Source organism: Brevundimonas sp., assembly GCF_051860745.1.
Taxonomy (GTDB): Bacteria; Pseudomonadota; Alphaproteobacteria; order Caulobacterales; family Caulobacteraceae; genus Brevundimonas.
Window position 1 is genome coordinate 100,558 of sequence record NZ_JBHYDN010000004.1, and the last position, 14,610, is coordinate 115,167.

Here is a 14,610-nt window from a genome sequence, read left to right on the forward strand (position 1 = left end):
TGAAATCCTGAACCAACCGGAGGGGTCCGCGCACGGCGTCGACCCCTCCACCACTTCGTGGTCCCCCTCCCCATCGCGGGCGATGGGGAGGAGACAAGATATGCGCCTCACCCCTGCCCTCGCCGCCGCCCTGCTGACCCTCGCCGCCGGCTCCGCCGTCCGCGCCGAAGAAGGCATGTGGACGTTCGACAACTTCCCTATCGCCCGCGCCAACGCCACGCTGGGGACGAATATCGACCAGGCCTGGCTGGACCGGGTGCGGTTGAGTTCGGTCAAGTTCGGCGGCTGTTCGGCGGGCATCGTCTCGGCCGAGGGGCTGGTGATGACCAACAACCACTGCGTCGCCACCTGCGTGGCCAATCTGTCGACCCAGGCCGTCAACTACGCCGAGACCGGCTTCACCCCGCGCACCCGCGAGGAAGAGCGCAAATGCCCCGGCGGCACGGCGGAAATCCTGACCGGCATCGATGATGTGACCGAGCGGATGCACGCGGCGGGCGCGGGGCTTGAGGGCCAGGCCTTCACCCGGGCGCGGGACGCCGAGGCGGGCCGGATCGAGCAGGAAGCCTGCGGCGGCGACGCCGGTAAACGCTGTCAGGTCGTGAGCCTGTACCGGGGCGGCCAGTTCAAGCTCTACACCTACAAGAAATACTCCGACGTCCGGCTGGCCTTCGCGCCCGAGGACCGGGCGGCGACCTTCGGCGGCGATCTGGACAATTTCAGCTTCCCGCGTTTCGCTATCGATGCGGCCTTCATCCGCCTGTACGAGAACGACGCCCCCGCGGCGACGCCGACCCATTTCGTCTGGAACGCCTCCCGGCCGGTCGAGGGCACGCCGGTGTTCGTCTCGGGCAGCCCCGGAGCGACCCAGAGGCTGCTGACCCAGGACCAGCTGTTCACGATCCGCGATGTGGTCCTGCCGATGGACCAGCTGCTGGCCTCGGAACTGCGCGGACGGCTGATCCGGTTCTCGGAGGAGAGCGAGGAGAACGCCTTCATCGCCATGGACCCGATCGTCGGTCTGGAAAACACCTACAAGCGCGGCCTCGGCCGGATGCGGGCGCTTATCGACCCGGCCTTCATGGCGACGCGCGCCGAGGGCGAGGCGGACTTCCGCCGGCGCGTGGCGGGGGACGCCGCCCTGACCGCGCGGGTCGGCGATCCCTGGGCCGATCTGGCGGCGGTGCAGCCGATCCAGCGCGAACTCTATCCGGCCTATGCCATGCTGGAAGGCCAGGCCGGCGGCGGATCGCAGCTGTTCAGCTGGGCCCGGACGCTGGTGCGCGGGGCGCAGGAGCGGGCCAAACCCTCGGCCGAGCGCCTGCCCGAGTTCGCTGACAGCCGGCTGGCCGCCGTCCAGTCGGGCCTGTTTGCCGAGCGGCCGGTCTATCCGACGCTGGATCAGGTCCGGATGGAATGGTGGCTGTCCAAGACCCGCGAATGGCTGACGGTCGATGATCCGCGCGTGCGCGGCCTGCTGGGCCGGGAATCGCCCGAGGCCCTGTCGGCGCGCCTGACCGGCGGCACGACGCTGGGCGACCCGGCCGTGCGCCGCGCCCTGTGGGAAGGCGGCATGGACGCCATCCGCGCCTCCGACGATCCGATGATCCTGTTCGCTCTGGCCCTGCAGGATGACAGCCGCGCCATCCGCTCGGACTGGGAGGCGCGGGTTCAGGCGCCGACCGACCGCGCCTCGGAGCGGCTCGCCTCCGCCCGCTTCGCCGCCTATGGCGACGCCGTCTATCCGGATGCGACCGGCACCCTGCGGCTGACCTATGGCTGGATCGAGGGCACGGACGTTCCGGGCCAGCGCTGGGGCCCGTTCACGACTTTCGACGGCCTGTGGGACCGGGCGACCGGTTCGGCGCCGTTCGATGTCGCGCCGAAGCTGCTGGCCGCGCGCGAGCAGATCGACGGCGACACCGTGCTGAACATGGCGGTGTCATCGGACACCATCGGCGGCTCGTCGGGCTCGCCGGTGGTCAATGCGGCCGGTGAAATTCTGGGAGCCAATTTCGACTCCACCGTCCTGACCCAGCGTAACGCCTATGGCTATGACGTTCGGGTCAACCGCTCGGTGATCGTGACCACCGGCGCGGTGACCACGGCGCTGCGCGATGTGTACGGGATGGACGGGCTGGTGGCGGAGCTGGGGGTCCGTTAGGCCCCCGGCCCGCTCCTAGATCTGGCTCATCTTCTGCTGGGCCTTGGCGAAATACTGCCAGCCGGTCCACAGGGTGACGATGGCGGCGGCCCAGATCAGGACGTAGGCGAAGGTCTGGAAATGGGGCTGCCATTCCAGCGGCAGGCCGAAGCCGTCCCACAGCAGCACCAGCTGCAGGGCGCCCAGCGCGACCATCTGCAGAACGGTCTTCCATTTGGCCAGCAGGGTGACCGGCAGTTTGACCTTGCCGGCGACGGTTTCGCGCAGGGCCGAGACGGCGAACTCGCGGAACAGGATCAGGCCGCAGGGGATGGCGATCTGCGGCAGGGCGCCCCACGCCAGGACGCCGAGAATGGCGCCGGTGATCAGCACCTTGTCGGCGATCGGATCAAGGATGGCGCCCCAGCGGGTCGTGGCGTGCCAGCGCCGGGCGAGGAAGCCGTCGACCCAGTCGGTCGAGGCCGCGACCATGAAGATGACGAAGGCCGTCCGCCCGAAGCGGAACTGGTCGTCCGGACTCAGATAGTTGGACATGAAGGGAATGCCCTGCGGCGCCGCCCCCGCCAGGATCAGGAACATGATCACCCCGGCGACCAGCCGCAGGCCGGTCAGGATGTTGGGGATGGGGTTGGCGTGGGGATTGGGGGTCATGGGGCGCTCCGATACCTCAAACGCGATCTGCCACGCTTCGCTCCCTGAAGCGAGACGGTTGCCTGGCGCTACTCGGCCAGAGAGACGAACGCGCCGTCGCGCAGCGAGCGCAGGACGCCGTCGGCGATGCCGAAATGGACGCCGCTGAGCGCCAGCGTCCCGGCGGCCTCCCGCTCGGCGATCCAGGGGAAGGTGCGCAGGTTCTGCAGCGACAGGCGGACCACCGCCTCCTCGGCCAGCTGCTCGACCTCCCCGGGCGCGCAGGCCTCGGCGATGCGGCGCACGACCGGCGCGCCCAGCTGCACCCAGGGGGCGACGAAGTCCTGACAGTCGGCGGGGGCGCCGTGGAGCATGGCGTTGACCCCGCCGCAGTGGGCGTGGCCCATGACCATGATGCGCGAGACGTTCAGCACCTTGACTCCGAACTCGAGCGCCGCCGAGACGCCGTGCAGATGGCCGTCGGGCTCATAGGGCGGGACCAGATTGGCGACGTTGCGGACCACGAACAGCTGGCCCGGCGCGGTGTCGAAGATCAGGGCCGGATCAGCGCGGCTGTCGGAACAGGCGACGACCAGCGTGTGGGGCTTCTGGCCGTCGGTGGCCAGCGCCTCATACTGGGCCCTGGCCTCGGGCCAATGGCCCTCGCGGAAGCGGCGATAGCCGGAGAGCAGGGCGTCGCGGGATTCGTCGGTCATGGCATCGATATAGACAATCCGCTCTCGTGGGGGGAGAGGGGAGCGACGCGGCGCAAGCCATAGCCCTCGAAGCCATGGTCGCGTGGCGGTCAGGAGTCCCGGCCCTACTCGTCCCGGCGATCGGGGCCGCGGCGATCCGCCCCCCGCGTGCCGCCGTTCAACATCATCAGCTCCAGGCGAATCTCGATCAGCCGCGATTCGATGGCGCCCATGGCGAGCAGGATGATGGACGTGAGGAGGATGGCGGCCTCGAAGGCGATGATGCCCATCGTCGCCCGCGCCCCTGCCGCCTCCCCTGCGATCAGGGTAAGAATGAAAGTCGCCGCGCTGAAAGCCACCCCGAAGGCGCCGAGGGGTTTCAGCAACGACCGCCGCGGGGCGTCCGGATTTATGCGGCTGCCGTCCCGACGGCGATCCCGACCCCGCCGTTCGGCCCGCGCCCGACGTTCTTTCGGTGCCGGCGTGTCATCGCGGTCCGCCAGCAGTTCAGCTTCCATGGCCATGATCCACCTCCCTCATTCGACAAGCCGGCTGCCGCCGGTCCTTGGGCCCACGCCGGCCGGCACCGGCACTCTCGACGCGTTGTAATCGGCGTTGATGTAGAGGGACGGCGAGCCTCTCATCAGCAGGGCGTGCGCCACGATCACGGTCCAGGCGCTGTCCCGCGCTACATCGGCCCGACCCTCGACGATCATCCGGGCGGCGGGGACGTAGACGACGCCCAGCAGGCTCTCGACATTGTCGCTGGAAATGACGAAGTCCTGCCTGTTGTCACGCGTCGCCCCCATGACGATGCCGGCGTAGGCCCCGGTGGTGCGACCCGACAGCCTCACGAGGGCGCTCTCCGTGAACGCGAATCTCGACGCCGTGTCGAAGAACAGGACGACGTCGTCGCCTTCCAGCCGGGCGTTCTGCCTGACGGTCAGGTGGCCGCCGAGGAACCAGTGCTCGCCGGGCTCGAGGACGACCGTGGCTGATCCGGAAATGTCCAGACCGCCGCAATGCACGCCGGCCGGAATGCGCCGGCTGCCCGCGGCCAGCCTGAGGGGCTCCAGCACGCGGCCAACCGGACAGTCCAGCCTCCGTTCGTGGTCGAGGTCGAGATTGGCGAACGGATCGTCGATCGGGGCCGCGCCCGTGCCGGGAGACGGAGAGATCGACCCGCGGGCCGAGGTGACGGCCTGGACCGCCGCCCCCGTGATCGACCCGCCCTCGACCATGATGTCGTGGTTGGAGTGGACCATGCAGGCGGGCGCGGCCAGTCGGCTCAAATTCCTGACGTGCAGCATCCGGACCCGGTCATTCCCGGTGATCAGGACGCAGAGCGGGACGAGTCCGACCGAGGTGGCGGTGGCGTCGCCGACGAAATTCCAGCCGCCCGGCGGTAGCATATTCGCGAAGAACGACGGCCGGTGGCCCCGCAGCACGACCCGAATGGCGCGTTGGCCGCCCTGTTCGACGACCTCATACGTCCCCGTGTAGGCGGGTGCGCCCTCCCACTGGCTGATTTCGCCGGCGACGAAGGACGCCGCCCGCTCCTTTGCGCCGGCCCCGTCGGTCGCCAGGGCGAGATGGGGGGCGCCCGCCAGCGCGCCGGCGTCGGCGATGCTCTGGAGCCTTCCATGCGCGGAACTCACCGCCAGCAGGTCGATCGCCCCCACGCCGAGCAGAATTACCGCGGGCCCGGCGAGGGCGGTGACAAGCGCGATGTTGCCTCCGACGTCCGAGCGGAACCGGGCCAACCATGCGCCCAGGGCGCGAAGAATGCCGTCGGCGGCTTTCATGCGGCCTGGCACGCGCCGGTCGCCACAGCCGAATGCAGATTGCGTTCGGCCCGCGATGCTCTCAGGACGTAGAGGATCTGGTATGTCAGCAAACGCCAGTTCAGCGGCTTGGTGACGAATGAGGTCGCGCCGAGCCGGAAGGCCTTGTCGATCGCTTCGACATCCTCGCGTCCCGTCTGGACAATGACAGCCAGGTCCCGGGTGCGCGGATCGGCGCGAATTCGGGCGAGTGTATCGAAACCGTTCAACACCGGCATTTCGAGATCAAGCAGGACGATGTCGTAATGGCAGTGAGCCAGGCTGCGCAGAGCTTCGGCGCCGTCCGCCGCCACATCGACCGCGGCCTTGGGCGAGGCCAGATTGACCTGGGCGAACTCGCGCAAAATCGGATCGTCGTCCACGAACAGAATCCGCGCGGTCTCGTCCAGGACGTAAAAAAAACCGCTCACTGGATTCCCCCTTGAGGCCAAAACGGCCTGCCGCGGTCCCCGATAGATGCATCTTTAAGGCATAAGTCATTAAGCGACTGTATCACTGTCATAACACGACAAGAGGTGCAGAGCATTGGCTCGTTCGACACTGTTTTCCGGCTCATCCATCCGGCGAAAGCTGGTGGGCCTGGTCTTCGCCTCTCTGGTGACCACCTGCATCGTTACTGCAACGCTTTCCGGATGGATCGATGCCCGTCGCCAGTCAGCCCTTGAGACAGACCGCCTGACCCAGACGGCGCGGGTGATCGGGTCCCAGGCGGCGGATTCTGTGCGGCGAGGGGATACGACCGGCGTGTTCGTGGCGATCCGGTCCATCAGCCAGATGCCGGGCGTCACCTATGCACGGATAGCGGGCGCGGACGGGCGCCTGTTGGCGGAAACCGGCGGGGGCGTGCGCCTCAACTCCGACGCCCATCTCGCCGACGACGACGACGCCTCCCTTTGGTCGGTTCTGAACAGCGGCACGCTGCAGGTTTCGGCGCCCATCCTGAGCGAAGGGGACCGCGTCGGAGAGATCACGCTTCTCAGTGAAACCCCCGGCCTGAAGGCTCGCATTCTGGGCGCAGTGTTCATCAGTCTGGCGGGCACGGGAATCGCCCTGCTGGCCGGCCTCCTGATTGCGTTCCGGATGGCCCGCCGCATCAGCCAGCCCATCACCCAACTCGCCGCCTTCACCAACGCCGTCCGCGAGTCCGGGGACTATGCCCGACTGCCCGACATCAACGCCGACGGCGAGGTCGGCGATCTGGTGTCCGGATTCCAGGCGATGATGACCGGCATCAACATCCGGGATGAGCGGATCGCGGCCCACGTCGCCGGGCTTGAGGAGCAGGTGTCCGCGCGAACCGCCGAACTCTCCATCGCCAAGGACGCAGCGGAGGCCGCCACCTCGGCCAAATCGGACTTTCTCGCGGTCATGAGCCACGAGATCCGGACGCCGATGAACGGCATTCTGGCGCTCAGCGAACTGCTCTCAGGCTCGGACCTGCCGCCCCGTCAGCGCCGTTATGCCCACGTCATCGCCAAGTCGGGCAAGTCGCTGCTGGGGATCATCAACGACATCCTCGACTTCTCCAAGGTCGAGGCGGGCAAGCTGGAGCTGGAAGCCGTCGAGGTCGACCTCGCCGAAGTGGCCGAGGACGTGGCCAGCCTGTTCGCCGAGCGCGCGCTGGAGAAGGGCCTCGATCTCGCGGTCTTCGTCGATCCGCGCATTCCTCCGGTCACCGCCGACCCGACCCGTCTGCGTCAGGTGATCAGCAATCTGGCCAACAACGCGATCAAGTTCACGGAGACGGGGGGCGTGCTGCTCAGCATCGAGCCCAGTCCCGACGCGCCGGACCTGTACGTATTCGGCGTCACGGACACCGGCCCCGGCATTCCCGAAGACAAGCTTCCGCGGCTGTTCGAGGCCTTCTCGCAGGAAGATCAGAGCACGACCCGGAAACACGGCGGCACCGGTCTGGGCCTGACCATCTGCGACCGGCTGGTGAAGGCCATGGGCGGCGAATGGAAGCTCTCCAGCATCGTCGGCCAGGGATCGACCTTCGCCTTCGAGGCAAGCCTCCCCGCCGCCGGCGAGGCCGTGGGGCCGCACGCGCGAGTCGAGGGCCTCACGGTCGCCATCGAGGCCGTCGGCCCGATGACCGGCCGGGCGCTGGCGCGCTATCTGGACCTGTTCGGCCTGGGCGTGACCGACCAGCCGGACGGACTGGCCGCCCTGTTCTGTGGACCCTCCGTCCCGTGCAGGGGCGGACCCACCGTGGTGGTGAGTTCCACCGAGATGGAGGTCGCGCCGGGATCCTGCCTCCTGTCCAAGCCTGTCCGCCGCTGTGACGTCATGGCCTTGGCCGCCCAGATTCGGGCCGGTGAACCGCTGGCGATCCACGAGAACGTCGCCGGAGCCATCCCCTCCATGGTCTTCACCGGCGCGCGGGTGCTGGTGGTCGACGATTCCGAGGTCAACAGGGAGGTGGCGTCCGAAGCCCTGCAACGGCTCGGCGTCACGCCGTCCCTGGCGGGAGATGGCGCAGAAGCGGTGGAACGGCTTCGCGTCGAAACATTCGATCTCGTGCTCATGGACGGGTCCATGCCCGTGATGGACGGTTTCGAGGCGACCGCCGTTATCCGCTCCGAGGAAGCTGCGGGGGACCGGGGGCGCACGCCGATCCTCGCCCTTACCGCCCACGTCGTGGGCTCGGCCGCGAACGCCTGGCGGGACTCCGGCATGGACGGGGTCATCCACAAGCCGTTCACCGTGAGCGATCTCGCCCGGGCCCTGAACAGTCATTGCGGCCAATTCGCCCGGGAAGCGTCCGCTCCGGTCCCGTCTGTCCCGGCTCCGGGAGACCGCGCGGACGACGACCTGTTCGATCCGGTGATCAGGGACGAGCTCGCGTCAATGGCCCGCAACGGTCGACCCGATTTCGTCGCGAGGGTTGAAGCCCTCTATGCCGCCAATGCGCCCGCGCGCCTGCAGGACCTCAGGAACGCCGTTTCAGCCGGAGATCTGGACGCCGCCGCGCGCGCCGCGCACGCCTTGAAGTCCATGAGCTTGAGCCTTGGCGCCGCGGCGGTGGCCCGCGCGACCTCAGGAGCCGAAAGCGCCGCCCGGGCCGGCGACGCCTCGGGGATCGACCTTGCAGGCCTGTCATCGCTGCTGGACCGGACCCTTGCGGCGGCCATCACCCCGAACGCCGCTCCGCTGATGGCGGTCACTCCGTCCGACAACGCCGCAGCAGACCTCGCCAGGGCCGTCGAGGCAGGACATCTGGCCCTGGTCTATCAACCGATGATGGAGCGGAGCGGATCGTTTGCGAACAAGGCTGAAGCTCTAGTTCGCTGGAACTGTCCCACCCGTGGGGCCCGAAGGCCCGATGAATTTGTGCCCGAGCTGGAAGCCGCCGGCGTCATCGCCAGCCTGACCGATTTCGTACTGGCGCGGGCAATGCGGGACGGCGCAAGCCGCGAGGATGTCTGCATTTCCGTCAACGCTTCCGCGACTGAGTTCCAACGGCCCGACTTCGCTGACCGGGTCGCCAAGGCAGCCCGCCTTGCAGCCTTTCCTCTGGAGCGACTGGAAATCGAGGTGACGGAGACGGCTATCCTCGACATCGAGTTGGCCCAACCTACGCTGGCGCGTCTCACGGACCTTGGGGTCGACGTTGCGCTCGATGACTTCGGATCGGGCTACACCAGTCTGCATGCGCTTCGCAGGTTGCGCTTCTCGACGCTCAAGATTGATCGAAGCTTTGTCACCCGCTGCACCGATGACACCGCCTCGGCCGCGATCATCCATGCCGTCATCGGCGTTGGCCGGGCGCTTGGAATGAAGATCGTCTGCGAGGGTGTGGAGACCGAAGACCAGGCCCGGTTCCTGCGCACCGCCGGGGTCCATTACATCCAAGGCTATGTCTACGCCCGCCCGGGGGCCTTCGCCGATCTGCCGGCGGGAAAAGCGCAGGCAGCCGCGTGAATTCGTCAGTTTGCTTATCAATTCCTAATCATGACGCCGCCTACAGTTCATTTGGAGTTTTGTAATGGCCATCATCCTGATCGTAGACGACGACCCCACTGTCGGGCTGATCGCCGGCGAGCTTCTCCGCGGTGAGGACTACGCCATCGTCGAAGCGGCAGACGGCGATGAAGCGCTGAAGATCGTCGCCTCAATGGCGGTTGATCTCGTGGTCCTTGATATGCTCATGCCGAACAAGGACGGTCTGGAAACCATCGTTGAGCTCCGCCGCTTCAATCCCGGCATCCGGATTCTCGCCATCTCGTCGGGCGGCCGCATGGAGCCTGGGCCCCTGCTCCGCACCGCCATGTTGTTCGGCGCCGACGAATGCCTGCAGAAGCCCTTGCGGCTACCATCCTTTTCTCAAGCGGTCGCCCGGCTTCTGACTCAAACGAGCCAGGCCACCTCTGCGATGGAGATGCGCTGACCGCGGGCCGGGCCCGGACCTAGCGCCGGGTCTCCGGATGGAAGAAGGCGTGGATGCGTTCGGCCATGGGCTGGTTGATCCCCTCGACCTTGACCAGATCGGCCACCGAGGCGCGGCCGACGCCCTTGGCGGAGCCGAAGGCGTGCAGCAGGGCCTTCTTGCGGCCCGGGCCGACGCCCTCGATCTCGTCGAGGGGGTTCTTCTTGATGTCCATCGACCGGCGGGTGCGGTGGGCGCCGTTGGCGAAGCGGTGCGCCTCGTCGCGCAGGCGCTGGATGTAGTAGAGGGCCGGCGATTTCAGCGGCAGCATGAAGGGCGGGCGGCCCGGCATGAAGAACCGCTCCATGCCCGCATCCCGGTCGGGACCCTTGGCCACGCCGACGGCGACGATGTCGTCCAGACCCAGATCGGCCAGAACGGCCAGCACCTCGGCCAGCTGGCCGGCGCCGCCGTCGATCAGCAGCAGATCGGGGCGGACCACTTCCTCGCCCGCATCCTCGTCCTTGACCAGACGACCGAAGCGGCGGCGCATGACCTCGCGCATCATGCCGTAGTCGTCGCCGGGGGTGAGGTCCTCGCCGCGGATGTTGAACTTGCGGTACTGCGACTTCTGGAAACCCTCGGGCCCGGCCACGACCATGCCGCCGACGGCGTTTGTGCCCTGGATGTGGGCGTTGTCGTAGATCTCGATCCGCTCGGGGCGGGCATCCAGACCGAAGGCCTCGCAGACTTCGTCGAGGATTTTGCTCTGGGCCGAGCCCTCGGCCATCTTGCGGCCCAGCGCCTCGCGCGCGTTGGTCAGGGCATGGTCGACGAGGCCGAGCTTGTCGCCGCGCCGGGGATTGGCGATCTCGACCTTGCCCCCTCTTTCCCGAGAAGATTGGGCCTTCATCGAGAAGGCCTCTTCCAGCAGCTCCAGCTCATGCGGCCGGACGTTGGACAGGATCAGGCGCGGGATCGGCTTGTCCTCGTAGAACTGGCCGAGGAAGGCGGCGAGAATCTCGGGATCGGTGTCGGTCTTGTCGACGCGCGGGAAATAGGCGCGGCCGCCCCAGTTCTGGCCGCCGCGGTAGAAGAAGACCTGGACGCAGGCCTGACCACCCTCGGAGTACAGGGCGAAGACGTCGGCCTCGGCGACGCTGTCGGCGCTGACAGAATTCTCCATCGAGATCGCCGACAGGGCGCGGATGCGGTCGCGGACGCGGGCGGCCTGTTCATAGTCCATGGCCTCGGCGGCGGCGCTCATCTCGCCGGACAGGCGGGCGATGACGGCGCGCGACTTGCCCTTCAGAAAGGCCGAGGCCTCGTCGACCAGACCGGCGTAGTCCTCGAGCGAGATCAGGCCGGTGCAGGGCGCCGAGCAGCGCTTGATCTGGTGCAGCATGCAGGGCCGGGTGCGGGTCTCGTAGACGCTGTCCGAACAGGAGCGCAGCAGGAAGGCCTTCTGCAGGGTGTTCAGCGTCCGGTTCACCGCCCAGGTCGAGGCGAAGGGGCCGAAATAGTCGCCCGGCGTGGTGTGGGCCCCGCGATGCTTGCGGACCTGGGGGGCGCGATGGTCCTTGCGGATCATCAGTTCGGCGAACGACTTGTCGTCGCGGAGCACAACGTTGAAGCGCGGCTTCAGCTGTTTGATGAAGCTGGATTCGAGCAGCAGGGCCTCGGTCTCGGAGGCGGTGATGACCAGCTCCATCGAGCGGGTCAGCGACACCATCAGGCCGATGCGCTGGGTGTGGAAGCGGCCCTGCGCATACTGGAGGATGCGCTTCTTTATGGAGCGCGCCTTGCCGACATAGAGGCAGGTCCCGTCCTCGCCATACATGCGATAGACGCCCGGCTTGTCCGGCGCGCGCCGGGCCTCGTCCCGGATCAGGTCGGCGGCCTGAAGGGCGCCGGCCTCATGCGCGGTTTGGGGAATCGGGGCCTCGGTCATCGGGACCGATATAGGCCTAGAAGCGGCGAACCATAAGGACGCCGGCCACCACCAGGCCGACGCCGGCGACGCGGCCCCAGCTGATCGGCTGTTTCGGCATGCCCATGGCCCCGAAATGGTCGAGCACGACGCTGAGCAGCAGCTGGCCGGCCACCATCAGGATGATGGTCGTGGCCACCCCCAGCCGCGGCACGCCCCAGGCCGCCGCCACCACGAAGATCGCGCCGTACAGGCCCCCGACCCAGGCGTACCAGGGCAGGGCGCGCGAGGCGGCCATGTCGGGCCGGGTCTGGAGGATGACGGCGAGAATGCCCAGCGCCGCCGTCCCGACCGCGAAGGAGACGAAGGCCGCGTTCACCGGCGAGCCGACGGCGGTCATCATCTTCGCATTGGTCGGCGCCTGCAGGGCGGTGGCGGCGCCGCCGAAGACGACAGCGATCATGGCGATGAGGTTGGGGTTCATGGGTTCTGGCTACCAGCTTGTCGCGGGGTCCGCACCGCCGAAGATTTCCGCCAGTCGGTCTCGCGTTGCGCGGTGCGCGTCCTCCGGCAGTTCGGCCGGGTCGAACCAGCCGACCTCCGCAATCTCGCCGTGGCTGGTGCGGTCGGTCAGGGCGAAGCGGTCGATGCGATAGACGAGCACGTGATCGCCGCGGAAGAAGCGCTCATTGGCGTGGACGCTGATCAGGGTCGGGCGGCCCTGGACGATGACGCCGGCCTCCTCGCGCATCTCGCGGATCAGGGCGTCCTCGCAGGTCTGGCCCCGCTCGACGCCGCCGCCGGGCAGCCACCAGCCGCGCAGATAGGTATGTTTCACCAGCAGAACCCGGCCGTCGCCGTCCACCGTCACGCCGCGCACCCCCAGGGTCATGCCGCGGCTGATCCGCGACCAGGCGAAGAACAGCGGACGGGTGAAGGGTTCGATGCGGGTGCGCCACGTCGTCATGGGACGACGATAAGCCGTCGTGCGTTCTTGAACAGCAGGACGGGGCGCTTTATTGCGGGCGCGCTAAAGGAGCGTTTCCATGCTGGCCCTCTACATCATCCTCGGCTTCGTCGCCGTCTTCGCCGCGATCAACTTCATCGAGTTCGGCCGGGTTGACTGAGGCTCCGGCCCGCAACGGTGAACGGCGCGGCGCCGCCCTCGTCACGGGCGGGGCGAAGCGCATCGGCCGGGCGATCTGTCTTGAACTGGCCGCCGCCGGATTCGACGTGGCGATCCACCACCGTGACTCGGACGCGGAGGCCGCAGAGGTCGCGGGCGAGATCGAGGCCATGGGCCGGCGCGCCGTCTGTCTTTCGGCCGACCTCGCCGACGTGGTCGCGACCCACGCCCTGATCGGCCGCGCCGTCGAGGCCCTCGGCCCGCTGTCGGTGCTGGTCAACAACGCCTCCGTGTTCGCCGACGACCGGCTGGAGAGCATCACCGGCGAGAGCTGGTCCGCGCATCTGGACGTCAATCTGCGCGCGCCGGTGCTGCTGGCCCAGGTGTTCGCGGCCCAGGCCCCGGACGGCTCGGCCATCGTCAATATTCTGGACCAGCGGGTGCTGAAGCCCGATCCGCGCTTCTTCTCCTACGGCCTGTCCAAGTCGGCCCTGTGGGTCGCGACCCGGACCATGGCCCAGGCCCTCGCGCCGCGCATTCGCGTCAATGGCGTCGGCCCCGGACCGACCCTGCCCTCGGTGCATCAGGCGGCGGGTGAGTTCGAGGCCGAGGCGCGGGCCACGCCGCTGCAACGCGCCGGCAGCCCTGAGGCTGTCGCCGAGGCTGTGCGCTGGCTGGTGGACGCGCGGCAGGTGACCGGCCAGATGATCGCCGTCGACGGGGGCCAGCACCTGGCCTGGCAAACCCCGGACATCGTGGAGTAGGCCTTGACCGTTTCGCCCCTGCCCTTCCCTGCCGCTGACGGCCCCCATCGCGAGGGCCTGATCGTGTTCGTGCGCGGCCTGAGGGTCGAGGCCGGCATCGGCGTGCATGACCACGAACAGGGGCGTCTGCAGACCCTGGTCATCGATGTAACGCTGGAGCTGACGCCCGCGCCGGTCGAGCGGCTGGCGGACACCATCAACTATGAGAGCGTCGCCGCGGCGGCCCGGGCGATCATAGCCGAGGGCCATGTCGGACTGGTCGAGACCTTCGCCGAACGGCTGGCCACAGCCTGCCTGAATGACGGCCGGGTGCGGCGCTGCACGGTGCGGATCGAAAAGCCGGGCGCGCTGGACGGCGCCGCCGCCGCCGGCTGCGAGGTGGTGCTGGTGCGCTGACAAGCGGCCCTGCGCGGTTGCGCCGAAAGCGAGGCGCGGTCATTACTTGGACCGGACTGAAGGATATCCGATGGCCGAACCCGGCGATCCCCCCCACGCGGACGACCCTGTGGAAGACCCTGTGGACGACCACGACGACGACGTGATCGGCTTCGCCTCTCCGGCGTCGCTGGAAGGCCGGCTTCGTCTGGAGCCGGAACCGGAACCCGAGCCGGAGCCCGAACCGGAGGAAGAGCCGTTCGAGGACGAACCCCTCCCGGAGCCGGCTCCGATCGAGGCCGGTTCGATCTTTGCGCCATCGCGCCAGTTCTCCACGCGCCGACGCCGGCGCGTGGAGGTCGCCGCGATCCCGGGCGGCGGCCTGGGTCTGTACGCCGTCTACGCCCTGATCCTGTTCGCTGTGCCGACGGTCGGCGTATCTGCGGCGATCGGCCTGTTCGCCGTCACCGGACGGGCGGGGCCGGAGGACGACCTGTCGGCTTCGCACTTCATCTATCAGCGCCGGACCCTGTGGGCGGCGGCGGTGGCGGCGGTGGCGGGAGTGATCCTGCTGGCCGCGCCATTCGCGCTGGGTGTGCCGATCCTGTTCGCCCTCGCCATCTGGATGGTGCTTCGCGGCGCTTCGGGCGTTTGGACCCTGAAGTCCGGCCGCGCGATCGCCGATCCACGCGGCTGGTGGATCTGACGGAGAG

General features: G+C 68.3%; 14 protein-coding genes. 6 read left to right on the forward strand and 8 right to left on the reverse strand.

The features are described 5' to 3' along the window. Positions 1 to 100: 100 nt before the first annotated feature. Positions 101 to 2,164 (forward strand): S46 family peptidase, encoded by a 2,064-nt coding sequence (locus ACTIEW_RS06530; RefSeq protein ID WP_439477096.1) that lies wholly within the window; start codon positions 101 to 103, stop codon positions 2,162 to 2,164. A 15-nt stretch (positions 2,165 to 2,179) separates the two neighbouring features. On the opposite strand, the gene pgsA is transcribed toward ACTIEW_RS06530, so the two are convergent. The 5 genes from pgsA to ACTIEW_RS06555 form a co-directional block, all read right to left on the reverse strand. After that, on the reverse strand, positions 2,180 to 2,815 hold the full coding sequence (gene pgsA / locus ACTIEW_RS06535) for a CDP-diacylglycerol--glycerol-3-phosphate 3-phosphatidyltransferase (protein ID WP_439477097.1): 636 nt from the start codon (positions 2,813 to 2,815) through the stop codon (positions 2,180 to 2,182). A gap of 68 nt (positions 2,816 to 2,883) precedes the next feature. Beyond that, positions 2,884 to 3,510: a carbonic anhydrase gene (locus ACTIEW_RS06540; protein ID WP_439477098.1), complete on the reverse strand. Its 627-nt coding sequence runs from the start codon at positions 3,508 to 3,510 to the stop codon at positions 2,884 to 2,886. Positions 3,511 to 3,614: 104 nt separating this feature from the next. Beyond that, entirely contained in the window at positions 3,615 to 4,013 is a 399-nt protein-coding gene (locus ACTIEW_RS06545) for a hypothetical protein (RefSeq protein ID WP_439477099.1), read from the reverse strand. Positions 4,014 to 4,025: 12 nt separating this feature from the next. Continuing rightward, positions 4,026 to 5,294 carry a TadE/TadG family type IV pilus assembly protein gene (locus tag ACTIEW_RS06550; RefSeq protein ID WP_439477100.1) on the reverse strand — a complete coding sequence of 423 codons (1,269 nt, stop codon included), beginning with the start codon at positions 5,292 to 5,294 and terminating at the stop codon, positions 4,026 to 4,028. Next, on the reverse strand, positions 5,291 to 5,743 hold the full coding sequence (locus ACTIEW_RS06555; RefSeq protein ID WP_439477101.1) for a response regulator: 453 nt from the start codon (positions 5,741 to 5,743) through the stop codon (positions 5,291 to 5,293). The genes ACTIEW_RS06550 and ACTIEW_RS06555 overlap by 4 nt, the downstream gene beginning before the upstream one ends. 115 nt (positions 5,744 to 5,858) lie before the next feature. On the opposite strand from ACTIEW_RS06555, the gene ACTIEW_RS06560 reads away from it, so the two are divergent. Together ACTIEW_RS06560 and ACTIEW_RS06565 are read left to right on the forward strand one after the other, a co-directional pair. Then, entirely contained in the window at positions 5,859 to 9,257 is a 3,399-nt protein-coding gene (locus tag ACTIEW_RS06560) for an EAL domain-containing protein (protein ID WP_439477102.1), read from the forward strand. 64 nt (positions 9,258 to 9,321) lie between these two features. Beyond that, positions 9,322 to 9,723: a response regulator gene (locus ACTIEW_RS06565; RefSeq protein ID WP_439477103.1), complete on the forward strand. Its 402-nt coding sequence runs from the start codon at positions 9,322 to 9,324 to the stop codon at positions 9,721 to 9,723. A 19-nt stretch (positions 9,724 to 9,742) separates the two neighbouring features. Here ACTIEW_RS06565 and uvrC read toward each other — a convergent pair whose 3' ends face one another. From uvrC to ACTIEW_RS06580, 3 genes are read right to left on the reverse strand one after another with little or no spacing between them, the layout of a single operon-like run. Continuing rightward, on the reverse strand, positions 9,743 to 11,653 hold the full coding sequence (gene uvrC, locus ACTIEW_RS06570; protein ID WP_439477104.1) for an excinuclease ABC subunit UvrC: 1,911 nt from the start codon (positions 11,651 to 11,653) through the stop codon (positions 9,743 to 9,745). A gap of 16 nt (positions 11,654 to 11,669) precedes the next feature. Then, complete coding sequence (locus ACTIEW_RS06575) at positions 11,670 to 12,116, reverse strand: DMT family transporter (protein WP_439477105.1); 447 nt, start codon at positions 12,114 to 12,116, stop codon at positions 11,670 to 11,672. A 9-nt stretch (positions 12,117 to 12,125) separates the two neighbouring features. Next, positions 12,126 to 12,599, reverse strand: coding sequence for an NUDIX domain-containing protein (locus ACTIEW_RS06580; RefSeq protein WP_439477106.1), 474 nt, complete (start codon positions 12,597 to 12,599; stop codon positions 12,126 to 12,128). Between the two features lie 152 nt (positions 12,600 to 12,751). On the opposite strand from ACTIEW_RS06580, the gene ACTIEW_RS06585 reads away from it, so the two are divergent. The 3 genes from ACTIEW_RS06585 to ACTIEW_RS06595 all read left to right on the forward strand — a co-directional run bounded on the left by ACTIEW_RS06585 (position 12,752) and on the right by ACTIEW_RS06595 (position 14,603). Next, positions 12,752 to 13,522 (forward strand): SDR family oxidoreductase, encoded by a 771-nt coding sequence (locus tag ACTIEW_RS06585; protein ID WP_439477107.1) that lies wholly within the window; start codon positions 12,752 to 12,754, stop codon positions 13,520 to 13,522. Positions 13,523 to 13,525: 3 nt separating this feature from the next. Continuing rightward, on the forward strand, positions 13,526 to 13,918 hold the full coding sequence (gene folB, locus ACTIEW_RS06590) for a dihydroneopterin aldolase (protein WP_439477108.1): 393 nt from the start codon (positions 13,526 to 13,528) through the stop codon (positions 13,916 to 13,918). Between the two features lie 70 nt (positions 13,919 to 13,988). After that, entirely contained in the window at positions 13,989 to 14,603 is a 615-nt protein-coding gene (locus tag ACTIEW_RS06595; protein WP_439477109.1) for a hypothetical protein, read from the forward strand. Positions 14,604 to 14,610: the final 7 nt, after the last annotated feature.

Coding starts and splice junctions, on each gene's coding strand:
- ACTIEW_RS06530 (WP_439477096.1), top strand. CDS start 101: ATGCGCCTCACCCCTGCCCTCGCCGCCGCCCTGCTGACCCTCGCCGCC.
- pgsA (WP_439477097.1), bottom strand. CDS start 2,815: ATGACCCCCAATCCCCACGCCAACCCCATCCCCAACATCCTGACCGGC.
- ACTIEW_RS06540 (WP_439477098.1), bottom strand. CDS start 3,510: ATGACCGACGAATCCCGCGACGCCCTGCTCTCCGGCTATCGCCGCTTC.
- ACTIEW_RS06545 (WP_439477099.1), bottom strand. CDS start 4,013: ATGGCCATGGAAGCTGAACTGCTGGCGGACCGCGATGACACGCCGGCA.
- ACTIEW_RS06550 (WP_439477100.1), bottom strand. CDS start 5,294: ATGAAAGCCGCCGACGGCATTCTTCGCGCCCTGGGCGCATGGTTGGCC.
- ACTIEW_RS06565 (WP_439477103.1), top strand. CDS start 9,322: ATGGCCATCATCCTGATCGTAGACGACGACCCCACTGTCGGGCTGATC.
- uvrC (WP_439477104.1), bottom strand. CDS start 11,653: ATGACCGAGGCCCCGATTCCCCAAACCGCGCATGAGGCCGGCGCCCTT.
- ACTIEW_RS06575 (WP_439477105.1), bottom strand. CDS start 12,116: ATGAACCCCAACCTCATCGCCATGATCGCTGTCGTCTTCGGCGGCGCC.
- ACTIEW_RS06580 (WP_439477106.1), bottom strand. CDS start 12,599: ATGACGACGTGGCGCACCCGCATCGAACCCTTCACCCGTCCGCTGTTC.
- ACTIEW_RS06595 (WP_439477109.1), top strand. CDS start 13,989: ATGGCCGAACCCGGCGATCCCCCCCACGCGGACGACCCTGTGGAAGAC.